This is a genomic window from Nonomuraea sp. ZG12, from assembly GCF_052068115.1.
GTDB lineage: Bacteria > Actinomycetota > Actinomycetes > Streptosporangiales > Streptosporangiaceae > Nonomuraea.
The window spans coordinates 435,421-456,332 of the sequence record NZ_JBQHCW010000004.1 but is presented as its reverse complement, the minus strand read 5'-3'; the positions used below and the strand labels follow the sequence as shown (position 1 = coordinate 456,332).

22 protein-coding genes and 1 tRNA gene are annotated in these 20,912 nt (G+C 71.6%); 17 read left to right on the top strand and 6 right to left on the bottom strand.

Annotated elements, in window-relative coordinates; all coding sequences use genetic code 11:
• The first annotated feature begins 31 nt into the window (after positions 1 to 31).
• Together ACTMTF_RS16535 and ACTMTF_RS16530 are read left to right on the top strand one after the other, a co-directional pair.
• A tRNA-Met gene (locus ACTMTF_RS16535) sits at positions 32 to 108 on the top strand.
• 239 nt (positions 109 to 347) lie between these two features.
• On the top strand, positions 348 to 824 hold the full coding sequence (locus ACTMTF_RS16530; protein WP_441111427.1) for an N-acetyltransferase family protein: 477 nt from the start codon (positions 348 to 350) through the stop codon (positions 822 to 824).
• Here the strand turns inward: ACTMTF_RS16530 and ACTMTF_RS16525 are convergent.
• The gene (locus ACTMTF_RS16525) at positions 812 to 1,537 is read right to left on the bottom strand and encodes a GntR family transcriptional regulator (protein WP_441111426.1); all 726 of its coding nucleotides are present in this window, start codon (positions 1,535 to 1,537) and stop codon (positions 812 to 814) included. The two genes, ACTMTF_RS16530 and ACTMTF_RS16525, sit on opposite strands and share 13 nt — an antisense overlap.
• 105 nt (positions 1,538 to 1,642) lie before the next feature.
• Between ACTMTF_RS16525 and ACTMTF_RS16520 the strand changes: the two genes are divergently transcribed.
• The 4 genes from ACTMTF_RS16520 to ACTMTF_RS16505 are packed head-to-tail and all read left to right on the top strand — an operon-like array spanning position 1,643 to position 4,011.
• Positions 1,643 to 2,323, top strand: a complete 681-nt coding sequence (locus ACTMTF_RS16520; RefSeq protein ID WP_441111425.1) for an N-acetylmannosamine-6-phosphate 2-epimerase — start codon at positions 1,643 to 1,645, stop codon at positions 2,321 to 2,323.
• A complete protein-coding gene (locus ACTMTF_RS16515; RefSeq protein ID WP_441111424.1) occupies positions 2,320 to 3,231 on the top strand; it encodes an ROK family protein in 912 nt (303 codons plus the stop codon). The genes ACTMTF_RS16520 and ACTMTF_RS16515 overlap by 4 nt, the downstream gene beginning before the upstream one ends.
• A gap of 55 nt (positions 3,232 to 3,286) precedes the next feature.
• Positions 3,287 to 3,685 carry a type II toxin-antitoxin system Phd/YefM family antitoxin gene (locus ACTMTF_RS16510; RefSeq protein ID WP_441111423.1) on the top strand — a complete coding sequence of 133 codons (399 nt, stop codon included), beginning with the start codon at positions 3,287 to 3,289 and terminating at the stop codon, positions 3,683 to 3,685.
• A complete protein-coding gene (locus ACTMTF_RS16505) occupies positions 3,685 to 4,011 on the top strand; it encodes a type II toxin-antitoxin system VapC family toxin (RefSeq protein ID WP_441111422.1) in 327 nt (108 codons plus the stop codon). The genes ACTMTF_RS16510 and ACTMTF_RS16505 overlap by 1 nt, the downstream gene beginning before the upstream one ends.
• A gap of 82 nt (positions 4,012 to 4,093) precedes the next feature.
• Here ACTMTF_RS16505 and ACTMTF_RS16500 read toward each other — a convergent pair whose 3' ends face one another.
• Both ACTMTF_RS16500 and ACTMTF_RS16495 read right to left on the bottom strand, forming a co-directional pair.
• On the bottom strand, positions 4,094 to 4,351 hold the full coding sequence (locus tag ACTMTF_RS16500; protein ID WP_397002939.1) for a hypothetical protein: 258 nt from the start codon (positions 4,349 to 4,351) through the stop codon (positions 4,094 to 4,096).
• 10 nt (positions 4,352 to 4,361) lie between these two features.
• Positions 4,362 to 5,369 (bottom strand): helix-turn-helix transcriptional regulator, encoded by a 1,008-nt coding sequence (locus ACTMTF_RS16495; protein ID WP_441111421.1) that lies wholly within the window; start codon positions 5,367 to 5,369, stop codon positions 4,362 to 4,364.
• Positions 5,370 to 5,431: 62 nt separating this feature from the next.
• On the opposite strand from ACTMTF_RS16495, the gene ACTMTF_RS16490 reads away from it, so the two are divergent.
• The 8 genes from ACTMTF_RS16490 (at position 5,432) to ACTMTF_RS16455 (ending at position 15,972) form a co-directional block, all read left to right on the top strand.
• Positions 5,432 to 6,547 carry an epoxide hydrolase family protein gene (locus tag ACTMTF_RS16490; RefSeq protein WP_441111420.1) on the top strand — a complete coding sequence of 372 codons (1,116 nt, stop codon included), beginning with the start codon at positions 5,432 to 5,434 and terminating at the stop codon, positions 6,545 to 6,547.
• A 143-nt stretch (positions 6,548 to 6,690) separates the two neighbouring features.
• Entirely contained in the window at positions 6,691 to 8,001 is a 1,311-nt protein-coding gene (locus ACTMTF_RS16485; RefSeq protein WP_441111419.1) for an MFS transporter, read from the top strand.
• The gene (locus ACTMTF_RS16480) at positions 8,001 to 10,031 is read left to right on the top strand and encodes a molybdopterin oxidoreductase family protein (RefSeq protein ID WP_441111418.1); all 2,031 of its coding nucleotides are present in this window, start codon (positions 8,001 to 8,003) and stop codon (positions 10,029 to 10,031) included. The genes ACTMTF_RS16485 and ACTMTF_RS16480 overlap by 1 nt, the downstream gene beginning before the upstream one ends.
• Complete coding sequence (locus ACTMTF_RS16475; protein WP_441111417.1) at positions 10,028 to 11,422, top strand: FAD-dependent oxidoreductase; 1,395 nt, start codon at positions 10,028 to 10,030, stop codon at positions 11,420 to 11,422. The genes ACTMTF_RS16480 and ACTMTF_RS16475 overlap by 4 nt, the downstream gene beginning before the upstream one ends.
• Positions 11,419 to 13,848: a nitrite reductase large subunit NirB gene (gene nirB, locus ACTMTF_RS16470; RefSeq protein WP_441111416.1), complete on the top strand. Its 2,430-nt coding sequence runs from the start codon at positions 11,419 to 11,421 to the stop codon at positions 13,846 to 13,848. The genes ACTMTF_RS16475 and nirB overlap by 4 nt, the downstream gene beginning before the upstream one ends.
• Positions 13,845 to 14,174: a nitrite reductase small subunit NirD gene (gene nirD / locus ACTMTF_RS16465; RefSeq protein WP_441111415.1), complete on the top strand. Its 330-nt coding sequence runs from the start codon at positions 13,845 to 13,847 to the stop codon at positions 14,172 to 14,174. Before nirB ends, nirD begins: the two co-directional genes overlap by 4 nt.
• 56 nt (positions 14,175 to 14,230) lie before the next feature.
• Positions 14,231 to 14,965: a class I SAM-dependent methyltransferase gene (locus ACTMTF_RS16460; RefSeq protein WP_441111414.1), complete on the top strand. Its 735-nt coding sequence runs from the start codon at positions 14,231 to 14,233 to the stop codon at positions 14,963 to 14,965.
• Positions 14,965 to 15,972, top strand: coding sequence for an iron-containing redox enzyme family protein (locus ACTMTF_RS16455; protein WP_441111413.1), 1,008 nt, complete (start codon positions 14,965 to 14,967; stop codon positions 15,970 to 15,972). Before ACTMTF_RS16460 ends, ACTMTF_RS16455 begins: the two co-directional genes overlap by 1 nt.
• A 940-nt stretch (positions 15,973 to 16,912) precedes the next feature.
• Here ACTMTF_RS16455 and ACTMTF_RS16450 read toward each other — a convergent pair.
• Positions 16,913 to 17,176, bottom strand: coding sequence for a CDGSH iron-sulfur domain-containing protein (locus ACTMTF_RS16450; protein WP_441111412.1), 264 nt, complete (start codon positions 17,174 to 17,176; stop codon positions 16,913 to 16,915).
• Between the two features lie 400 nt (positions 17,177 to 17,576).
• Here ACTMTF_RS16450 and ACTMTF_RS16445 point away from each other — a divergent pair, with 400 nt between their 5' ends.
• Together ACTMTF_RS16445 and ACTMTF_RS16440 are read left to right on the top strand one after the other, a co-directional pair.
• A complete protein-coding gene (locus ACTMTF_RS16445; protein WP_441111411.1) occupies positions 17,577 to 18,152 on the top strand; it encodes a YybH family protein in 576 nt (191 codons plus the stop codon).
• Between the two features lie 140 nt (positions 18,153 to 18,292).
• Positions 18,293 to 18,931 carry a class I SAM-dependent methyltransferase gene (locus ACTMTF_RS16440; RefSeq protein WP_441111410.1) on the top strand — a complete coding sequence of 213 codons (639 nt, stop codon included), beginning with the start codon at positions 18,293 to 18,295 and terminating at the stop codon, positions 18,929 to 18,931.
• 41 nt (positions 18,932 to 18,972) lie between these two features.
• Here the strand turns inward: ACTMTF_RS16440 and ACTMTF_RS16435 are convergent, their stop codons facing one another.
• Positions 18,973 to 19,209 carry a hypothetical protein gene (locus tag ACTMTF_RS16435; protein WP_397002913.1) on the bottom strand — a complete coding sequence of 79 codons (237 nt, stop codon included), beginning with the start codon at positions 19,207 to 19,209 and terminating at the stop codon, positions 18,973 to 18,975.
• Positions 19,210 to 19,333: 124 nt separating this feature from the next.
• On the opposite strand from ACTMTF_RS16435, the gene ACTMTF_RS16430 reads away from it, so the two are divergent.
• Positions 19,334 to 20,098 carry a hypothetical protein gene (locus ACTMTF_RS16430; protein WP_441111409.1) on the top strand — a complete coding sequence of 255 codons (765 nt, stop codon included), beginning with the start codon at positions 19,334 to 19,336 and terminating at the stop codon, positions 20,096 to 20,098.
• 8 nt (positions 20,099 to 20,106) lie between these two features.
• On the opposite strand, the gene ACTMTF_RS16425 is transcribed toward ACTMTF_RS16430, so the two are convergent.
• Positions 20,107 to 20,766: a FadR/GntR family transcriptional regulator gene (locus ACTMTF_RS16425; RefSeq protein WP_441111408.1), complete on the bottom strand. Its 660-nt coding sequence runs from the start codon at positions 20,764 to 20,766 to the stop codon at positions 20,107 to 20,109.
• Between the last annotated feature and the right edge of the window lie 146 nt (positions 20,767 to 20,912).

Sequence of the window (20,912 nt, the reverse complement as noted above, 5' to 3'; positions counted from 1 at the left end):
CAGGAGTGCGCTATATTTAAGGAGAAGTCGACGCGGGGTAGAGCAGTTCGGTAGCTCGTCGGGCTCATAACCCGAAGGTCGTAGGTTCAAATCCTTCCCCCGCTACCAAACGAAACGCCCTCCGAGGATCCTCTCGGAGGGCGTTTCGCGTATCCGGTGGTGACCTCGCCCGGCGTGGGTAGGCGTACGCCATGCGCTTCGGAAACTGGGACGTCAGACCGCTCGGCGGCGCGGCCGGTTGCGTGACGATGATCATCCTGTCCATCGTGCTGTCGATCCTGCTGACGCTGGTCGTCAACCTGCTGCTGTGACCGGAACCGGTTCAGGGGTCATCTAACCTGTGGCGCATGATTCGCTACGCCACCCTTGACGACGTGTCCGTGATCAACAAGCTGATCCGCGAGCTGGCCGACTACGAGAAGTCCCTGCACGAGGTGGAGGTCACCGAGGAGCAGCTGCGGGAGGTCCTGTTCGGGGAGCAGGCGTCCGTCTTCGCGCACGTCGCCGAGAGCGATGGCGAGGTGGTCGGCTTCGCGCTGTGGTTCCTCACCTTCTCCACCTGGACCGGCACGCGCGGCCTCTATCTGGAGGACCTCTACGTGCGGCCCGAGCACCGGGGCGGCGGGCACGGCAAGGCGCTGCTGGCGGAGCTGGGCCGGATCAGCGTCGAGCGAGGGTACGAGCGGCTGGAATGGTCGGTGCTCGACTGGAACACCCCGGCGATCGACTTCTACGAGTCCATCGGCGCGAAGCCGCAGGGCGACTGGATCCGCTACCGGCTGGCCGGGGAGCCGTTGCGGCGGTTCGGCGGTCAGGTCCGATAGATCGTGAGCTCATAGGCGTAGCGGTCGCCTCGGTAGAGCGACCCGGCCTGCTCGTAGGCCCGGCCACGGGCGTCGAAGGTGGTGCGCCGCACCAGGAACGCCGGTGAGAACGGCGGCGCCTTCAGGGCCCGCGCGCTGTCCTGGTCGAGCACCGTCGCCGTGATCGTCTGCTCCGCCCGGTGGGGGACGAGGCCGTACCGGCCGCTCAGCTCCTCGTACAGCGAGCCGTGCAGTGCCTCGCCCAGGTCGTCGGGCACCAGGGCGGTGGGCAGGCGGACGTCCTCCAGGCAGATCGGCTCGCCGTCGGCGGTGCGCACCCGGCGGACGCGCAGCACCTCCTCCGACGGGCTGATCCGCAGCGCGTAGCCGACCTCCGCCCCGGCGGGGACCCGTTCGACGGTGACGGCGAGCGAGCCCGGGGTCAGGCCCCGGGCGCGCATGTCCTCGCTGAAGGAGGTCAGCTCGACGGACTTGGCGATGCGCGGCTCGCTCACGAACGTGCCCGAGCCCTGCACGCGGTAGACCTGGCCCGCCAGCTCCAGCTCGTCCAGCACGCGCCTGACGGTGAGCCGGCTGAGCGAGAACTCCTCGGCCAGGCTGCGCTCGGTGGGCAGCCGGTCGTGCGGGGCGAGTCGTTCGCGCAGGAGCGTGCGCAGGTGCCGGCGGAGCTCGGTGGACTTGACCGGGCCACGCGCCACGTCACCGTCCGTCATGGGGCCTCCCGCTTGACCGGCCGATCGGAATTGGGCTATACCAATCACATCATATTTCTCCATATTTCTGGAGAAATCGGGCAAAGTCTCTGAGATTGGGCATGTATGGGGACCGTCTCCGTGCTGGAACGGATGGGCGGCGGGCTCGTCGTCTCCTGTCAGGCGCCCGAGGGGCATCCGCTGAGGGACGCGGCCACCATCGCCCGGCTCGCGCGGTGCGCCGAGCTCGGCGGCGCCTCCGCGCTGCGGATCAACTCCGCCGAGGACGTCCGCGCCGTCCGGCAGCGCACCGCGCTGCCGATCATCGGCCTGCACAAGATGCCGTACGCCCACCGCCACCTGATCACGCCGACGCTGGCCCTGGCCGAGGACCTGGCGGCGGCCGGAGCCGACCTGATCGCCATCGACCTGACCCACGAGTCGCCCGCCTCCGGAGCGCTGGTCGCCGCCGTCCACGAGTCGCTGGGCGTCGGGGTGATGGCCGACGTCTCCACCCTGGAGGAGGGACTGGCGGCGTGGGAGGCGGGGGCCGAGGTGATCGGGACGACCCTGTCGGGATACACGGCCCGGCAGCTGCCCACGCCCGACGATCCGGACATCGCCCTGGTGGGAGCACTGGCCGCGCGCGGCGTCCGCGTGGTGGCCGAGGGCCGTTACCGCACGGCGGAGCAGGTACGGCAGGCGTTCGAGGCGGGCGCGTGGGCCGTCGTGGTAGGCGGCGCCATCACCGACCCGGTCGCCATCACCACCCGGCTGACGGCGGCGACCCCGGCCGGCTCCCGATGACGACTCCGCTGGCGGTGGCCGTCGACATCGGTGGCACCAAGATCGCGGCGGGGCTGGTGGACGCCGAGGGGCGGCTGTACGAGCGGCGCAGGACGGCCACCCCGGCGGCCGAAGGCGGCGAGGCGATCATGGCGGCCGTGCTCGACTGCGCCCGCCCGCTGCGCGACCTCGGCGGTGACCGGGTGGTGGCGTGCGGCATCGCGACGGCGGGCGTGGTGGACCCGGCCGGCCGCATCGCCGGGGCCACCGACCTGTTGAGGGGCTGGGCGGGCACCGACGTCCGGGGCATCGCCGAGCGCGGCCTGGGAATCCCCGCCGAGGTGGTCAACGACTGCCACGCGGCGGGCACGGCCGAGGCGCGCATCGGCGCCGCACGTGGTGCGCGGACCGGCCTCGTGGTCGCCGTCGGCACCGGCATCGGCGGCGCGCTGGTGGCCGACGGCGTGACGGTGACGGGCCGGTCAGGGACGGCAGGCGCCATCGGTCACGTGCCGGCGCCGGTCGTCGCCGGGCGCAGGTGCTCCTGTGGTGCGTTCGACCATGTCGAGGCGCATGCGTCAGGACCGGCGATCGAGCGCTCGTACAGGGAGTTGACAGGGCAGGCGGCGGGACTGAGAGAGATCGCCTCGCTGGCCCGGTCGGGGCGGTCGCAGGCCCTGCACGCGATCACGACGGCCGGAGGTCTCCTGGGGCGTGTGCTGGGGGGCGCGGCCAACCTGCTGGACCCGGACGTGATCGTGATCGCCGGCGGTGTGTCGGGACTCGGCTCGTTGCTGCTGGGCCCGATGCGCCGGACCTTCCGCGCCGAGGCGCTTCCCGGGTCGCGCGCCATCCTGATCCGGGTGGCCGTCCTGGGGGAGAGGGCCGGCCTCGTCGGCGCCGGGTTGTCCGCGTTGCACTCGAGGTGAGAGCAGTGGTGCTATCTCATGGCACCGGGTAGCACGCACGCGTGAGAATCGCTGTGTGAGCACTCCGGACTACGATCCTTCGCATCTGATCTCCCAGCGTGACCTGCGTCATCGGTCAGCTGAGATCATGGACAGCCTGGAACGTGGCGAGCAGTATGCCGTCACCAGAAACGGTCACCATATCGGTGACCTCGTTCCCCTTCACCGTCGACGCCGCGCTGTCTCTCGCGCCGAATTCGCGGCCGTATCTCGCGGTATGCCTCGTTTGGATGACCGCGACTATCGGCGGGACATGGACCGGCACGTCAACGACGAGTTCTATGATCCCTACGAGCGCGCCTATGGCAGGGGCGAGTTCGCGGAGGGGCAGGATGACGCATGTCGCGGGGCTGCTCGATACCGCATCCTCATCCTGCGCGCTGGTATCGACCCGACGAAATGCCTGATGAATTGATGATCAGTGCCATCACGACCGCGGAGTTGTCGGTCGGCGTCCTAGTGACCTCAGGGCCCCAGGAACTGGCACAGCGAATGAAGATTCTTCAGGCCGCTGAAGCCGAGTTCGATCCGCTGCCTTTCGATGAGACGGCTGCCCGTGAATACGGCCAGCTCTGGACCGCGGTCATCGCCTCGGGTAGGAAGCCGCGCCCTCGGACCGCCGACCTGATGATCGCCTGCGTCGCCATCGCCAACCAACTCCCGCTCCATACCTGCAATCCCAAGGAGTTCAAAGGCTTGGACCACCTCCTCTCCGTGGCCCCGGTCACCCGCCCGAAGTAAATCCTCGGTATCAACGGCCGGCGAGATGACAGGCCGCAGGACGCGTCCCCCTGACGCGGCCTGCGGCCTGGGCTTGTGGTGGTCAGACGCCGGTGCCGGCGCGTATCCGGTCGGTGGTGCGATGGGTGGACTCGCCGCGCATGCCTTCCGGCATGTCCTCCTCGCCCTGGTGGGTCTCCTCGATGCGGAGCGCGACCCCCATGGCGAAGAAGGTCGGCGCCCACTGGCCTACGAAGATCCCCCACCGGTCGGCCCGGTCGATCCCGGCTGGTTCGCCCTCTTTCGAGGCGAACCACGTGGCGAAGGAAAGGGCGATCGACCCGATCCCAGCGAGGTACATGTGATTTGACTTAATGCCCATCTTGTGGAGCTGTTTGATCATGATTCCCCCCTTGCTGAGTTGCTGTTACCCCAGGTTGGAGCCGATAACCCCCGGCCCGGACCGACAGGGTGCGCAGCGCGTCCAGCAGCTCCGGCGGGCCTTCGACGTGGAAGTCCGCGTCCAGCATGAGGACGTGGAGGGCCAGCCGCATCGGCGTGTCGGCGCCCGCGCGCACCAGACAGCTGGTGTCGTCGACCGGCTCGACGACGACGGAGGCGGGGACCCGGGCGGTGATGACGTCGGCAGGGGCGCGTACGGTCACGGTGGCGCGGTAGCGGGACAGGGCGGTGTCCACGCCCTTGGGCACCACGTCGGCCGGCGGCGACGGGCGGGGCGTGAAGCGGGGACCTGACGGCACGCGCGGCGTGATCCGGTCGACCCGGAAGGTGCGCCAGGCGGCGCGCTCGACATCCCACGCGATGAGGTACCAGCGCCGCCCGGTGTGGACCAGCCGGTACGGCTCGGCGTCACGGGCCCGGTCGGTGCCGTCGTGGGCGCGGTAGTCGAAGCGCAGCCGGTGGTGGTCGCGGCAGGCGGCGGCGATGGCGGTGAGGGTGTCGGCCGAGACGGCGGGCCCGCCGGTGGCGAGGGAGACGGTGTGGCCGTGCAGGTCCCGCACCCGCGGGCGCAGCCGGGACGGCAGCACCTGTTCGAGCTTTGCCAGGGCGCGCAGCGAGGCCTCCTCGATGCCGTCGACCGTGCCTCCGGCGGCGGTGCGCAGCCCCACGGCGACGGCCACGGCCTCGTCGTCGTCGAGCAGGAGCGGCGGCAGCTCGGCCCCCGCGCCCAGCCGGTAGCCGCCCGCCACCCCCGGCGCGGCGTGCACCGGATAGCCGAGGTCGCGCAGCTTGCCGATGTCGTAACGGATGGTGCGCGGGCTGACCCGCAGCCGCGCCGCCAGCTCGGCGCCCGTCCAGTCGCGCCGGGTCTGCAGCAGCGTCAGCAGGCGCAGCAGCCGTGCGGAGGTCTCCAGCATTCCTCCATTCTCACGGCCATCCCGGCAAGAAGCTTGCCGCTATCGCTGCGAACGTTCCGTCCATGAGGACCTTCCGCATCGACATCTCCCAGGCCGACCTCGATGACCTGCGCGAGCGGCTGAGCCGTACCCGGCTGCCCGTCCAGACGCCGGGAGCGGGCGGCGAGCGCGGCCTGACCGCCGCGCGGCTGCGCGAGCTCGCCGACCACTGGGCCACCGGCTACGACTGGCGCGAGCACGAGGCGCGGCTCAACGCCCACCCCCAGTACGTCACCACCATCGACCACCAGGACATCCATTTCCTGCACGTACGCTCACCCGAGCCCGACGCGACCCCGCTGATCCTCACGCACGGCTGGCCCAGCTCCGTCGTGGAGTTCCTGGACGTGATCGGCCCGCTCACCGACCCGCGGGCGCACGGCGGCGATCCGGCCGACGCCTTCCACCTGGTCATTCCGTCGCTGCCGGGTTACGGGTTCTCCGCGCCGCTGGCCGGCACCGGGTGGACGCTCGCGCGCATCGCCCGGACCTGGGCCACGCTGATGGCCCGGCTCGGCTACGAGCGCTATGGCGCGCAGGGCGGCGACTGGGGCTCGGGTGTGGCCAGGGAGCTGCGCTTCGCCGACCCCGAGCACCTGATCGGCGTGCACGTGAACTACCTGATGACCTTTCCCTCGGGGCAGCCGGGCGAGCTCGACGGGCTGAGCGAGTCCGACCAGGCCAGGCTCGAAGGGCTGGAGCGGTTCACCGGCGAGCTGGGCGGATACATGGCCATCCAGTCGACCCGGCCGCACACACTGGCGTTCGGGCTGGCGGACTCGCCGGCCGGGCAGCTCGCCTGGATCGCGGAGAAGTTCGACGACTGGACCGAGAAGGGCGTCGACCGGGATCGGCTGCTCACCAACGTCTCGCTCTACTGGCTGACGAACACGTCTGACTCCGCCGCGCAGCTCTACTGGGAGTTCGCGCACGCGTGGACCATGCCGGAGCCGTCGCCCATCCCGGTGGGCGTGGCCGTCTTCGCCCACGACTACGTGCGGCCGGTGCGGAGCCTGGCCGAGCGCACCGACCACGTCGTGCACTGGACGGAGTTCGCCACGGGCGGCCACTTCCCGGCCATGGAGCAGCCCGAGGCACTGGTCGCCGACGTCCAGGCCTTTTTCAGAGCGCTGGATTAACAACATGTTTCCGCCGTGACGCATATGTATTGCGTGTTGCGCGGGTGAGTTACATGTAACGCCCGCACAGCCACGGATCGTCGGTGTGCGTAACTCCGGCTTCCTAACGTTCGAGTCCTGGCCACCCGAGCGTAGGAGGAACGATGGCGCGCTGGATCGCCGAGTGGCATCCCGACGACGCGGCTTTCTGGCAGCACACCGGCCGGAAGGTCGCCCGTCGGAACCTGATCTTCTCGATCCTGGCCGAGCACCTCGGCTTCACCGTCTGGACGCTGTGGAGCATCGTGGCCGCCCAGATGGGTGCCTACGCCTTCTCCACCGACCAGCTCTTCTGGCTGATCGCGCTGCCGAACCTGATCGGCTCGGTGCTGCGGGTGCCCTACACCTTCGGCCCCGCCAGGTTCGGCGGGCGCAACTTCACCGTCGTCAGCGCGCTGCTGCTGATCATCCCGTCGGTGCTGCTCGGGGTGGCGGTGAGCAACCCCGCGACGCCGTACTGGATGTTCCTGGTGATCGCCGCCCTGGCCGGGTTCGGCGGCGGCAACTTCGCCTCCAGCATGGCCAACATCACCTACTTCTACCCCCGCGAGAAGCAGGGGGTGGCGCTCGGGCTGAACGCCGCGGGCGGCAACATCGGCGTCAGCTCGGTGCAGTTCGTCATCCCGCTGGTGATCGGGGCGTTCGGGCTGGCCGCGGCCGGCTGGTTCTGGATCCCGTTCATCGTGGTGGCCGCCGCCTGCGCCTGGTTCTTCATGGACAACCTGACCAGCGCCAAGGCCAGCCCGCGCGAGCAGATGGCGGTGGCGGGCAAGGCGCAGACATGGATCATGTCGTTCCTGTACGTGGGCACGTTCGGCTCGTTCATCGGCTACTCCACGGCCTTCCCGCTGCTGAGCAAGAGCCTGTTCCCCGGCTCGCCGTGGGCGGCGGTGGCCTTCGCGGGGCCGCTCATCGGATCGCTGATCAGGCCGGTCGGCGGCTGGCTGGCCGACCGGCTCGGCGGCGCGCCGGTCACCCTGTGGAACTTCGCGGCCATGGGCGGCGGGGTGCTGCTGGTCTGGCTCGGCTCGGTCTCGGGTAACTTCTGGCTGTTCTTCCTGGCCTTCCAGCTGCTCTTCCTGACCGCCGGCATCGGCAACGGGTCCACCTACCGCATGATCCCGGCGATCTTCCAGGCCAAGGCGGTGGCCGAGCGCGGCAGCGACGAGGCGGCGCTGCTGTACGGCAAGCGGCAGGCGTCCGCGGCCATCGGCATCATCTCCGCCGTCGGCGCCCTCGGCGGGTTCCTGATCAACCGGGCGTTCGGCATGTCGTTCGCGGCGACGGGCAGCCCGTCTCTCGCCTTCGCCGCCTTCGGCGCCTTCTACGTGGCCTGCGTGGGGGTGACCTGGTGGTGCTACACCCGCACGGTCGGCGTCTCGCGGGCCCCCAGCCTGGCCTACGCGAGGGTCTGATGAACGCACCGGTGAAGACGCACTGCCCGTACTGCGCCCTGCAGTGCGGGATGACGATCGGCCGCCAGGGCACCGAGATCACCATCACCCCGCGGACCGACATCCCGGCCAACGCGGCCGGGGCGCTCTGCCAGAAGGGCTGGACGGCGGCCGAGCTGCTGACCAACGGCGAGCGACTGACCAGCCCGCTCCTGCACGGCGAGCCGGTGTCCTGGGAGGTGGCGCTCGACTACGTGGCGGCACGGCTCAGCGGCATCACCGCCGAGCACGGCCCCGACGCCGTGGCCGTGTTCGGCGGGGGCGGGCTCACCAACGAGAAGGCGTACCTGCTCGGCAAGTTCGCCAGGGTCGCGCTGCGCACCAGCCAGATCGACTACAACGGCCGCTTCTGCATGTCGTCGGCCGCGGCCGCCTCGATCCGGGCGTTCGGCATGGACCGCGGCATGCCGTTCCCGATCACCGACCTGGCCGGGGCCGACGTCATCCTGCTGGCGGGCGGCAACCCGGCCGAGACGATGCCGCCGTTCGTCCGCCACCTGGACGGCGCCCGGCTGATCGTCATCGACCCGCGCCGCACCCCGACGGCCAAGCTCGCCTGGCTGCACCTGCAGCCCACGCCGGGCACCGACCTGGCGCTCGCGCTCGGCCTGCTGCACCTGGTCATCGCCGAAGAGCTCGTCGACGAGGCGTACATCGAGGAGCGGACCTCGGGCTTCGACGCGGTGCGCACCTCGCTGGCCGCCTGGTGGCCCGAGCGGGTGGAGCGGATCACCGGCGTGCCGGTGCCGCGCATGCGCGAGGCCGTGCGCGCCCTCGCGGCGGCGAGCAGCGCGTACGTCCTGACCGGCAGGGGAGCCGAGCAGCACGCCAAGGGCACCGACACGGTGACCGCGTTCGTCAACCTCGCCCTGGCGCTGGGCCTGCCCGGCAGACAGGGCTCCGGGTACGGCTGCCTCACCGGGCAGGGCAACGGCCAGGGCGGCAGGGAGCACGGGCAGAAGGCCGACCAGCTCCCCGGCTACCGCAAGATCGACGACCCGGCGGCGCGCGAGCACGTCGCGGCCGTGTGGGGCGTGCCGCCGGAGGACCTGCCGGGGCCGGGCCGCTCGGCCTACGAGCTGCTGGACGCCCTCGGCACGCCGGAGGGGTCGCGCGCCATGCTGGTGTTCGGCTCCAACCCGGTCGTCTCGGCGCCCGCTTCCGCCCACGTGGCCGACCGGATCAGGGCGCTGGACCTGCTGGTGGTCTGCGACGTGGTGATGTCGGAGACGGCGGCGCTGGCCGACGTGGTGTTCCCGGTCACCCAGTGGGCGGAGGAGACCGGCACGATGACCAACCTCGAAGGCCGCGTCCTGCTGCGCAGGCAGGCCGTCGAGCCGCCGGCGGGCGTCCGGAGCGACCTGGAGGTCATCGCCGGACTGGCGCGCCGGCTCGGCCACGACTTCGCCGACGAGCCCGGCAAGGTCTTCGAGGAGCTGCGCCGGGCCAGCGCGGGCGGCGCCGCCGACTACTCCGGCATCACCTACGAGCGGATCGCCGACGAGACCGGCGTGTTCTGGCCCTGCCCGGAGCCCGAGCACCCCGGCACGCCGCGGCCGTTCCTCGACTCCTTCGCCACCCCCGACGGCCGCGCCGTCTTCGTGCCCGTCGAGCACCGGCCCCCGGCGGAGGAGATCGACGAGGACTACCCCGTCTACCTGACGACGGGTCGCGTGCTGGCGCAGTACCAGAGCGGCGCGCAGACCCGGAGGATCGCCTCCCTCACCAAGGCCGCGCCGGAACCGTACGTGGAGCTCCACCCCGATCTGGCCGAGCGGCTGAAGATCGAGGCCGGGGACCAGGTGCTGGTGACGAGCAGGCGCGGCGAGGGCCGGGGCGTGGCCAGGATCAGCGACGCGATCAGGAGCGACACCGTGTTCATGCCCTTCCACTGGGAGGGGGCGAACCGCCTCACCAACCCGGCGCTCGACCCCGTCTCCCGGATGCCCGAGTTCAAGGTCTGCGCCGTCAGAGTGGAGCGGGACATATGAGGCTCGTCGTCGTAGGAAACGGCATGGCCGGATCACGGCTGGTCAGCGAGGTGCGGGCGCGCGACCCGCACATCTCGATCACCGTGTTCGGCGCCGAGGAAGGCCACCCGTACAACCGGGTGCTGCTGTCGAACGTGCTCGCCGGCAAGGCCAGGCCCGAGCAGCTCCGGCTGCACGAGCTGTCCTGGTACGGCGCCAACCGGGTGGAGGCGGTGCCGGGCAGCGCGGTCGCCTGGATCGACCGGGAGTCCCGCGCCGTCCACACCACCGACGGGCGGCGTGAGCCGTACGACCTGCTCGTCCTGGCCACCGGCAGCGAGGCGATCGTGCCCCGCATCCCCGGGGTCGAACGGGCCGTCCCGTTCCGCACGCTCGACGACTGCGACCGCATCCTCAAGGCCGCCGCGCACAGCCGCCGCGCGGTGGTCGTCGGCGGCGGCCTGCTCGGCATCGAGGCGGCCCGCGGCCTGGCCGGGCGCGGCCTGCCGGTGACGCTGCTGCACCTCGCCGGCCACCTGATGGAGCGCCAGCTCGACCCCGAGGCCGGGGTGGTGCTCGGCGAGACGCTCACCGGGCTCGGCGTGGACATCCGCACCGGCGTGGTGGCCGAGGCCGTCGAGGAGGAGGGCGTCCGGCTGGCCGGGGGCGAGCTGGTCGACGGCGACCTGGTCGTGCTCGCCTGCGGCGTCCGCCCGCTGACCGGCCTGGCCGCCGACGCGGGCCTGGAGGTGCGGCGCGGCGTCGTCGTCGACGACGAGCTGCGCACCGACGACCCGTCGATCTTCGCCATCGGCGAGTGCGCCGAGCACGACGGCACCGTCTACGGGCTGGTCGCGCCCGCCTGGGAGCAGGCCGCCGTGGCCGCCGACGTGATCACCGGCGGCAAGTCCCGCTACCGGGGCTCGCGGCTGGTGACCAGGCTCAAGGCGAGCAGCGTCGAGCTCGCCGCGATGGGCGAGACGCAGCTCACCGACGAGCACGCCGAGGTGGTGCGCTTCAGCCACCGGGCGAAGGGGACCTACCGCAAGCTCGTCATCCGCGACGGCCGGTTGGTCGGCGCGATCCTGCTGGGCGACAGCGACGCCGTCGGCACGCTCACCCAGCTCTTCGACCGTGGCGGGCCGGTGCCGGGGGACCGCGCTGGGCTGCTGTTCCCGGGGCTGGCGGCGGCGCCGGTCGCGGAGAGCCCGGTGCTGATGCCGGACGCGGCCAAGGTCTGCCAGTGCAACAACGTGACCAAGGGCCAGATCCGGGCGTGCTGGGAAGCGGGCGCCAGGAACGTGGCCGGGGTGGCGGCCGCCACCAGGGCCACGACCGGCTGCGGCACCTGCCGTGACGCCGTGGAGGGGATCGTCGGCTGGTTGTGCGAACAAGAAGGGATCTCCGCATGAAGAAGATCGTCGTGGTCGGGTACGGCCCCGCCGCTCACCGGCTCGTGGAAGCCCTGCTCCAGCGCGGCTTCGACGGCCGTATCACGGTGATCGGGGAGGAGCCCCGCCCGGCCTATGACCGGGTGGCGCTGACCTCCTACCTGTCCGGCGTCAGCGTCGAGGACCTCTCCTACCCGGTGCCGGAGCAAGCGGTGGTCAGGCTCGACAGCCGCGTCACCGGCATCGACCGGCAGGCCCGCCTGGTCACCGTCGAAGGCGGCGCGCAGGAGCCGTACGACGTGCTGGTGCTGGCCACCGGGTCGGCGCCGTTCGTGCCGCCGGTGCCCGGCGCCGAGCACGCCTTCGTCTACCGCACCATCGACGACCTCGACGCGATCAGGATGGCGGCCAAGGAGGCCGCCGACGGCGTCGTCGTCGGCGGCGGGCTGCTCGGCCTGGAGGCGGCCGACGCGCTGCGCTCGCTCGGGCTGCGCACCCACATCGTCGAGATGAGCCCGTGGCTGATGCCCCGCCAGGTGGACGAGGGCGGCGGCTCGGTGCTGAAGGCGCACATCGAGGAGCTCGGCCTGAGCGTGCATGCGGGCGCGGGCGTCCAGGAGATCGTCACCGACGACAAGGGGCAGGTCGCCGGGCTGCGCAAGCCCGACGGCACGCTCATCGACGCCCAGGTGGTCGTCTTCTCCGCCGGCATCAGGCCGCGCGACGAGCTGGCCAGGGCGAGCGGGCTGGAGGTGGGCGAGCGCGGCGGCATCGTGGTGGACTCCGCGATGCGCACCTCCGACCCCGACATCTACGCCATCGGCGAGTGCGCGCTGGCCGGCGGCATGATCTACGGGCTGGTCGGGCCGTGCTTCACGATGGCGGAGGTGGCCGCCGACCGGATCCTGGGCGGCCAGGCCGGCTTCGAGGGCGCCGACATGTCCACCAAGCTCAAGCTGCTCGGCGTCGAGGTGGCCCAGTTCGGCGCCATGACGGGGGCGCTCGACGTCACCTACATGGACCCGGTGGCCGGCGTCTACAAGAAGCTGTTCATCAGCGACGACGCCCAGACGCTGCTCGGCGGCATCTGCGTCGGCGACGCCTCGCCGTACACCTCACTGCGCTCCTTCGTCGGCAAGCCGCTGCCCGCGGCCCCGTCCGACCTGCTGTTCACCGGCGGCGGCGCGCAGCTCGACCTGCCGGACGACGCGCAGGTCTGCTCCTGCAACAACGTCAGCGCGGGCGCGGTCCGCTCGGCCATCGCCGACCAGGGCTGCACCGACGTGCCGGGCATCAAGGCCTGTACGCGGGCCGGCAGCACCTGCGGGAGCTGTGTGCCGATGCTCAAGCAACTGCTGGAGAAGTCGGGCGTCGAGGTCAGCAAGAACCTGTGCGAGCACTTCGCCTACTCCAGGGCCGAGCTGTTCGACATCGTCCGGGTGCGCGGCATCACCACGTTCTCCGAGCTCATCGCCGCGCACGGGCACGGCCGGGGCTGCGACATCTGCAAGCCCGCCGTCGCCTCCATCCTCGCCTCCCTGCACAACGGGCACGTGCTCGACGGCGAGATGGCGACACTGCAGGACACCAACGACCGCTTCCTGGCCAACATCCAGAAGAACGGCACCTACTCCGTCGTCCCGCGCATCCCCGGCGGCGAGATCACCCCGGACAAGCTCATCGTCATCGGCGAGGTGGCCCGCGACTTCGGTCTCTACACCAAGATCACCGGAGGGCAGCGGATCGACCTGTTCGGCGCCAGCGTCGACCAGCTCCCGGAGATCTGGCGCCGGCTGGTGGACGCCGGGTTCGAGTCCGGCCACGCCTACGGCAAGGCGCTGCGCACGGTGAAGTCGTGCGTCGGATCCACCTGGTGCCGCTACGGCGTGCAGGACTCCGTGGGCCTGGCCATCGAGCTGGAGCTGCGCTACCGGGGGCTGCGCTCGCCGCACAAGCTCAAGTCGGCCGTGTCCGGCTGCGCCCGCGAGTGCGCCGAAGCCAGGTCGAAGGACTTCGGCATCATCGCCACCGAGCAGGGCTGGAACCTGTACGTGGGCGGCAACGGCGGCTTCAAGCCCCGCCACGCCGACCTGCTGGCCGGTGACCTGAGCACCGAGGAGCTGATCAGGACCATCGACCGCTTCCTGATGTTCTACATCCGCACGGCCGACCGGCTGCAGCGCACCGCCGCCTGGGTGGAGTCGCTCGACGGCGGCCTCGACTACCTGCGCTCAGTGATCATCGACGACTCACTGGGCATCTGCGCCGACCTGGACGCGCACATGAGCCAGCACGTCGCCACTTACGTGGATGAATGGAGGGCAACGTTGGAAGATCCGGACAAGCTCAGCAGGTTCGTCAGCTTCGTCAACGCGCCGGGCGTCCCGGACCCGTCGATCGTCTTCGCCACCGAGCGGGGCCAGATCAAGCCGGTGGTGCTGTCATGAGCAGCTGGGTGAGCGTCTGCGGCTATCAGAATCTGCAGCCGGAGCGGGGCGTGTGCGCTCTCGTCGACGGCCGGCAGGTGGCCCTGTTCCGTACCTACGACGGCGTCGTGCACGCGCTGGGCAACCTCGACCCGTTCAGCGGCGCGTACGTGCTCTCGCGCGGCATCGTCGGCACCAGGAAGGGCGAGCCGACCGTCGCCTCGCCCCTGCACAAGCAGGTGTTCTCCCTGGTCACCGGGCACTGCCTGGACGAGCCGGAGGTGGCTGTGCCGGTCTACCAGGTCCGCGTGGACGGCGAGCTCGTGCAGGTCGCGCTGAGCGTTTAGCCGACCCGCCCCCGGGCATCCACCTGCTGAAACCTGGGGGATGGGGGAGGTGCACGGTGCCGGCTTTCGACGCCTCCGCCTACGGGCGCGGCATCGCGGACATCTACGACGCGACCGTCCGGGACCTGCCGACCGAGCACGCCGTCTCACGGCTGTACGACCTCGCCGAGGGCGGCCCGGTGCTGGAGTTCGGCATCGGCACCGGCCGCCTGGCCCTGCCCCTGGCGGCGCGGGGCCTCACGGTGGCGGGCATCGACGGCTCGGCCGACATGGTCGAGGTGCTGCGCGCCAAGCCGGGCGGGGAGCGGATCCCGGTGACCATCGGCGACTTCTCCACGGCCACGGTCGACGGCGAGTTCGCCCTCGTGGTGCTCTCCACCAACACCGTCTACGCGCTGCCGTCGCAGGACGCCCAGGTGGCCTGCTTCCGCAACGCCGCCGCCCACCTGCGTCCCGGCGGGCGGTTCGTGGTCGAGGCGTGGGTGCCCGACCTGACCGCCTTCGCCGGCGGCAGCGCGCTGCGGCTGCTGTCCATGAGCGAGGAGGTCGTCGTCGCCGAGGCGGCCCGGCTGTCGCCCGCCGAGCAGCTCATGCGCACGACCAGGGTGCGGCTGAGCGCCGAAGGGGTGCGCATGCTGCCCGCGAACCACCGCTACGCCTGGCCCGCCGAGCTCGACCTGATGGCCAGGCTGGCCGGGATGCGACGCGAGCACCGCTGGTCGGACTGGGCGGGAAGCCCGTTCGGTGACGACAGCCGCGCGCACGTGTCGGTCTACCTCTGGAGTGCCTGATGCGCCTGCCCGCCGCCCGTGGCCCGATCACCGCCGAGCTCTTCCGCCACCTCGGCGGCCCGCCGGGCACGCTCGGCCCGCTGCCCGACTGCCCGCCGGGCGCGGTCCTGGACGACGACCTTCAGCTCGCCCTGTTCACCTGCTACGAGCTGCACTATCAGGGCTTCGAGGAGGTCGACGACCGCTGGGAGTGGGAGCCGTCGCTGCTGCGGGCCCGCGCCGTGCTGGAGCGCGGCTTCGAGGACGCGCTCGCCCGAGCCGTGCCCCGGCCCCAGCCGGTGGCGCCCCAGCATGTCCGCCGGGCGCTCACCGCGCTGACCGTCGCCGACGAGGGGCCGCCGATGGCGCAGTTCCTGCAGCGCACGGCCGACCTGGAGCAGTTCCGCGAGTTCGCCGTGCACCGCTCCATCTACCAGCTCAAGGAGGGCGACCCGCACACGTGGGCGATCCCCCGCCTGCACGGCGGCCCCAAGGCCGCGCTGGTGGAGATCCAGGCCGACGAGTACGGCGGCGGCCGCCGCGAGCGGATGCACTCCGAGCTGTTCCGCACCACCATGCGCGGCCTCGGCCTCGACGACGCCTACGGCGCCTACCTCGGGCACGTGCCCGGCATCACGCTGGCGATCTCCAACGCCATGTCGCTGTTCGGCCTGCACCGGCGGCTGCGCGGCGCCCTGGTCGGCCACCTGGCCGCGCTGGAGATGACCTCCTCGCTGCCCAACCGGCGCTACGCCGCCGGCCTGCGCCGGCTCGGCGGCGACGACGCCACCGCCCGCTTCTACGACGAGCACGTGCAGGCCGACGCCGTGCACGAGCAGGTCGCGGCCAACGACCTGTGCGGCGGCTTCGCGACCGCCTTCCCGTCACTCACCGGCGACATCTTGTACGGCGCGGCCTGCGCGCTGACCCTCGAACGGCTCTGGGCCGAGCATGTCATGGACCGTTGGCAGTGCGGCGCGAGCTCACTGCTCGAACCCGACCTGGCGGACCTCGTCGCGAGACAGTGATGGACCTCGACTACGTGCTGCCGCTGCGCTGGTCCGACGACGCCGGGCTGGAGGAGCTGACCGGCTATCTGCGCAGGCTGTCCCGGCACGCCCACGTGATCGTCGTCGACGGGAGCCCCGAGGAGCTCTACGACCGGCACGCCCGCCGCTGGCACGGCCTGGTCACGCACGCCCGTCCCGACGGCGACCTGCGCTTCGCCAACGGCAAGGTCATCGGCGTCACCACCGGCCTGCGCCTGGCCCGCGCCGACCGGGTGGTGATCGCCGACGACGACGTCCGCTACGACGAGCGCGGCCTGACCGGCATGCACCGGCTGCTGGCCGGCGCCGACCTGGTGCGCCCCCAGAACTTCTTCGACCCGCTGCCCTGGCATGCCCGCTGGGACACCGCCCGCACCCTGCTCAACCGGGCCCTCGGCGCCGACCATCCCGGCACTCTCGGCATCCGCAGGCCCTTCTACCTGCGGATGGGCGGCTACGACGGCGACGTGCTGTTCGAGAACCTGGAGCTGGTCCGCACCGTGCGGGCCCACGGCGGTCGCGTCGTCACCGCGCCGGACCTGTACGTGCGCCGGCTGCCGTGCGAAGTCCGGCGCTTCTGGTCCCAGCGGGTCCGCCAGGCCTACGACGACCTGGCACAGCCCGCCAGGATGGCGCTGTTCCTGTCGGTGCTGCCCGCGCTGGCCGTCGCGCTGCGGCGCCGCCGCTACGGCGCGGTGGCGGCGGGCGCGGGGCTGGCCGTGGTCACGGCCGAGGCGGGGCGGCGCAGAGCCGGAGGGCGCGCGGTCTTCCCCGCCACCGGGTCACTGTTCGCGCCCGTCTGGGTCCTGGAGCGCGCCGCGTGCAGCTGGCTGGCCCTGGGCGCCGCTCTCACCGGCGGCGTGCCGTACGCGGGCCGCCGGGTGCGGCGGGCCGCCCACTCCACCCGCAGGCTGCGCCGTCAGGCGTCCTCCGCCGTCTCACCACCGGGCTCACCCTCGGGCCCGCCATCGGTCCCGCATGTGGCGCGGAACCCGGTCAGCTTGTGCGAGCCGTCGCAGAACGGCTTGACCGACGAGTGGCCACACCGGCACAGCGCCACGGTGGACCGGCCGCAGTCGATCCGCTTCCCGTCCGGGGTGCGGAGCTCGAACGGCCCTCGCAGGAGCAGCGGGCCGTCCTCGTAAGGCGTCACCGTGACCGGCTCATCCCTGTCGTGCTGCATCCGTCCCAGCTGCCCCTTACGGCGCGGGAGAAACGGCCGCTAGGAGCGGCGGTCCAACTCCACAGGCGGGTAGACGTGAGCGCCTGGATGGGCCGCTGGAAGAACGCATCGCCGTCCGGCGTCGGCGCTGTCGCAACGCTCCGCGTCGTCACGCTGCGGTAGCGGCTCGGGGGGAATGCTTAGATTCGCCTTATTTTGCGGCACTGGCACGACGGTATCGGCGGCGCACCGGAAATCAGGTCTCTAACGGGCAACGATCGTGGCTCTGAACGATCTCTCCAAAAACAGTGAAGAGGGCCAGTGGGTACAGTCCGCGCGCGTTGCCAGAGCTGGTAAAGGGCCTGTGCGAAGTGGATAAAGTGCGCATTCGCCCTTGATCAGGGCGGGAATCAAAGCGGCCATGAGCATGACTTTCCTGCGCAGGGGCATCCTGCTGGCCGCGATCGTCCCGGCCCTACTCACCGCCGGCTGCGCTGCGGGCGGCACCGGACAAGCGATGAAGGGCGCGGCCAGCCCGCCGACCTCACCGCCCGACACGTCCACGGACACCGGTACGCCGACGATCACCGACATGACCCCGACACCCACCGAAACCATGACCCCGTCGCCCACCGACACCACGTCGCCCACGGGCGGCGCCGGCATGGCCGAGCCGCGCGCCGTCGTCGAGGAGTTCTACAGCGCGATGGCCGCCGGGAACGCCGACGAGGCCGTGAAGCTCTTCACCCCCGACGCGGTGGCGGCGGTGGACGGCGAGGCGACCGCCGAGGGCGCCGAAGGGCTGCGCAGCCTCATCGAGGGGCAGGAGGATCGCGGCGGGTCGCCCACCATCGAGGAGTCGACGGTCGCGGGCAACTGGGCCTTCGTCCGTGCGACCAGCGGTGAGGGCGCCGACGAGACGCGGGCGTTCTTCGTGCTCAGCAAGGCGAACGGCGGCTGGAAGATCGCCCGCTACATGAGCAACAGCGCCTCCTGACACCCCGTCTCCCGCGCTCGGCCTCCGTCTGGCCGCCACGCCTGGCCGCCACGCCTGGCCGCCACGTCTGGCCGCCACGCCTGGCCCCCGCGTCCGTCCGCCGGGCGCGGGGGCCGGGCGTGTGACCTAGGGTGTGCCTCATGCCGGACCTGTCGAAGTACCAGCATCCGCGCTTCGCCCGCATGTACGAGCGGATGAGCGTGGAGGCCGACAGGTCCACGGCGGAGTTGCGGAGACGTCTGCTCGCCGGCTTGAGCGGCCGGGTCGTGGAGGTCGGCGCGGGCAACGGGCTCAACTTCCCGCACTACCCCGCCACGGTGACCGAGGTCGTCGCGGTCGAACCGGACGATCTGCTGCGCGCCGCCGCCGAGCGGGCCGCCGCCACCGCGCCGGTCCGCGTGGTGGTCGTGCCAGGGCATGCCGACGCGCTGCCGTACGACGAGGACTCGTTCGACGCGGTGGTGATGTCCCTCGTCCTCTGCTCGGTGCCGGACCAGCGGGTGACGCTCGTGGAGGCGCGGCGGGTGCTCAGGCCCGGCGGCGAGCTGCGCTTCTTCGAGCACGTACGCTCGCCCGGTCCCGTGCGCGGGATCCTGCAGGATCTGATCACGCCCCTGTGGCGGCTGCTCGCCGGCGGCTGCCGCCCCAACCGCGAGACGGCTCGGGCGATCAGCGCCGGCGGCCTGGTGATCGAGGAGCAGGAACGCTTCATCCACCAGCCCCTGGCCGGCAGCCCCAAGCTCACCCACATCCTGGGAAGCGCCCGCAACGTCGCTTGACGTCGGTGTCCTGAAGGGCCCGTCCGGGGTGGGGCGGGGGGTCAGGTGCCGTTGGGCATGCGGGGGGAGATGCGGCCCTGGTCCACCAATGACAGGTAGGCGCCGAAAGCGCCCTGAATCCACAGCTGCGCCTGCGCCGTGGTGAGCGTGACCTCTTCCTCCTCATGCGAGACGATCACGTACCCGTCCAGCGGGGCACGCCGCCACCCGAGCAGCATCCCCTCGTACACGAGCACGTCGAGCATCCCCGTGAGATATTCGCGGCCGGTGGCGAACACCGCGCGAGCCCTCCTCGCTACTCCGCCGAATCCCCGTCTACCCCCCGATTGTGCATCGTCCGGGAACGCAATGGGGGATGGAACCTTCGCGGCTTGGCCGGTGTATCCATGCCGGAGGTGCGACATGAGGAAATTCATGGTCATCCTGGCCGCCGTCGCCGCGCTCTTCGCCGGCGGGCTGCCTGCTTCGGCGGCCGGTGGGTGGGCGGTGACCTACCTGGACCCGGTGCCCGGCGCGTTCGCCCCCCGGACCTCGTACACGATCGGGTTCTGGGTGCTCCAGCACGGGGTCCGTCCGTTCGAGGGCGATCTGGGCACGACGGGGCTCAAGCTGACCGACGCCAAGGGGCGGCCGATGACCTTCGAGGGCACGCCGCTGCCCGAGGCCGGGCACTACGCCACCGCCGTGAACCTGCCGAAAGGGACGTACCGGATCGAGGGTGTTCAAGGGATCTTCCCGCCGTACGAGATCGGCACGCTCACGGTGCCGGGCGGCGTCGAGATCAGGCCGGTGCCGCCAGAGATGGTGCGGAATGTCGGGGCCGGGGAGAAGAACCCCTGGGGTGCGGTCCGGCCGCCGGGCTTCCCCGAGGGGGAGGGGGAGCCTGAGGCACTCGTCGGGGCCTCCGCCGCGCCCACCGCCGCTGCGCCGGTCGCCTCCCCCCGGGTCGTCGCCTCTCAGGCCGGTGCCGCGCAGGAGCCTGTCGCGGACCGTGAGGGACCCTCGCCGTACGCGCTCCTGCTCGCCGCCGTCGGCGGCGCGCTGCTCACCCTGCTCGCCGTACGGTCGGCGCGTCGCGGCCGTGAGGCTGACCCGTCCGAGCCCACGGAAAGGTCATCGGACGCGCCCTCGGAAGGTCAGGGTGACACGATCGTCTTCAAGGGGTGAGGCGGCTCTCACAGGTCGCGTTCGTGCTTGTCCAGGATGCTCACCGCGACCGTCACCGCGCCGGCGGCGTCGTGGTCCTCGATGGCGCGGAGCAGGTCGTGGTGGGAGCTGTCCGGTTCGAGGGCGGCTTGCTCCATGCTCCGCACGCTGTCGCGCAGTGCCTCGCTCATGCTCCGGTAGAGGTCGCTGAGCAGCGGGTTGTGGGCGGCGTCGGCCACCCTCAGGTGGAAGGCGACGTCGGCGTCCGCGAAGCCGTCCAGGTCGCCCGCCCGCGCGGCGGCGTCCCTGATCTCCAGGGTCGCCCGCATCCCGGCCAGGTCGTCGTCCTCGCGCTTGGCGGCGGCCAGTCGGGCGGCGACCAGGTCGAGCCCGCGCCGCACGTCGATGATGTCCATGGCCGCCGCCGTGTCGAGCCGCCGCCGCAGCGCGACCTGCGACTCGTCGGTGGCCGTCACGTAAGTGCCGTCGCCCTGCCGGGTGCTCAGCAGCCCGGCGTGCACCAGCACCCGCAGAGCCTCCCGGACGGACAGCCTGCTCATCCCGAGCGTCTGCGCCAGCCGGATCTCCGAGGGCAGCTTGGTGCCCACCGGCCACGCCCCGCTGGTGATCTGGTCGCGAAGCTGCTGGATGGCGGCGTCCACGAGGGAGGTCCGCGCCACGTTCCGCATGTGCCTCCTTTGATCAGCATGTCCACCTTAGGACGCCGGTTCGGCCTGTGGCCTGCCGGACCGGCTTTCGGACACTCGCGAACAGATCTTGTCAGGGTGGCGGATGTCTGAGAAGTTTCACGTACTTCGCCACTGTCACGGAGGTC

Excerpts from the sequence above, each read along its gene's own strand:
- ACTMTF_RS16530 (WP_441111427.1), top strand. The coding sequence starts at position 348 with ATGATTCGCTACGCCACCCTTGACGACGTGTCCGTGATCAACAAGCTG.
- ACTMTF_RS16525 (WP_441111426.1), bottom strand. The coding sequence starts at position 1,537 with ATGACGGACGGTGACGTGGCGCGTGGCCCGGTCAAGTCCACCGAGCTC.
- ACTMTF_RS16520 (WP_441111425.1), top strand. The coding sequence starts at position 1,643 with ATGGGGACCGTCTCCGTGCTGGAACGGATGGGCGGCGGGCTCGTCGTC.
- ACTMTF_RS16515 (WP_441111424.1), top strand. The coding sequence starts at position 2,320 with ATGACGACTCCGCTGGCGGTGGCCGTCGACATCGGTGGCACCAAGATC.
- ACTMTF_RS16505 (WP_441111422.1), top strand. The coding sequence starts at position 3,685 with ATGATCAGTGCCATCACGACCGCGGAGTTGTCGGTCGGCGTCCTAGTG.
- ACTMTF_RS16500 (WP_397002939.1), bottom strand. The coding sequence starts at position 4,351 with ATGTACCTCGCTGGGATCGGGTCGATCGCCCTTTCCTTCGCCACGTGG.
- ACTMTF_RS16495 (WP_441111421.1), bottom strand. The coding sequence starts at position 5,369 with ATGCTGGAGACCTCCGCACGGCTGCTGCGCCTGCTGACGCTGCTGCAG.
- ACTMTF_RS16490 (WP_441111420.1), top strand. The coding sequence starts at position 5,432 with ATGAGGACCTTCCGCATCGACATCTCCCAGGCCGACCTCGATGACCTG.
- ACTMTF_RS16485 (WP_441111419.1), top strand. The coding sequence starts at position 6,691 with ATGGCGCGCTGGATCGCCGAGTGGCATCCCGACGACGCGGCTTTCTGG.
- ACTMTF_RS16480 (WP_441111418.1), top strand. The coding sequence starts at position 8,001 with ATGAACGCACCGGTGAAGACGCACTGCCCGTACTGCGCCCTGCAGTGC.
- ACTMTF_RS16475 (WP_441111417.1), top strand. The coding sequence starts at position 10,028 with ATGAGGCTCGTCGTCGTAGGAAACGGCATGGCCGGATCACGGCTGGTC.
- nirB (WP_441111416.1), top strand. The coding sequence starts at position 11,419 with ATGAAGAAGATCGTCGTGGTCGGGTACGGCCCCGCCGCTCACCGGCTC.
- nirD (WP_441111415.1), top strand. The coding sequence starts at position 13,845 with ATGAGCAGCTGGGTGAGCGTCTGCGGCTATCAGAATCTGCAGCCGGAG.
- ACTMTF_RS16455 (WP_441111413.1), top strand. The coding sequence starts at position 14,965 with ATGCGCCTGCCCGCCGCCCGTGGCCCGATCACCGCCGAGCTCTTCCGC.
- ACTMTF_RS16450 (WP_441111412.1), bottom strand. The coding sequence starts at position 17,176 with ATGCAGCACGACAGGGATGAGCCGGTCACGGTGACGCCTTACGAGGAC.
- ACTMTF_RS16445 (WP_441111411.1), top strand. The coding sequence starts at position 17,577 with ATGAGCATGACTTTCCTGCGCAGGGGCATCCTGCTGGCCGCGATCGTC.
- ACTMTF_RS16440 (WP_441111410.1), top strand. The coding sequence starts at position 18,293 with ATGCCGGACCTGTCGAAGTACCAGCATCCGCGCTTCGCCCGCATGTAC.
- ACTMTF_RS16430 (WP_441111409.1), top strand. The coding sequence starts at position 19,334 with ATGAGGAAATTCATGGTCATCCTGGCCGCCGTCGCCGCGCTCTTCGCC.
- ACTMTF_RS16425 (WP_441111408.1), bottom strand. The coding sequence starts at position 20,766 with ATGCGGAACGTGGCGCGGACCTCCCTCGTGGACGCCGCCATCCAGCAG.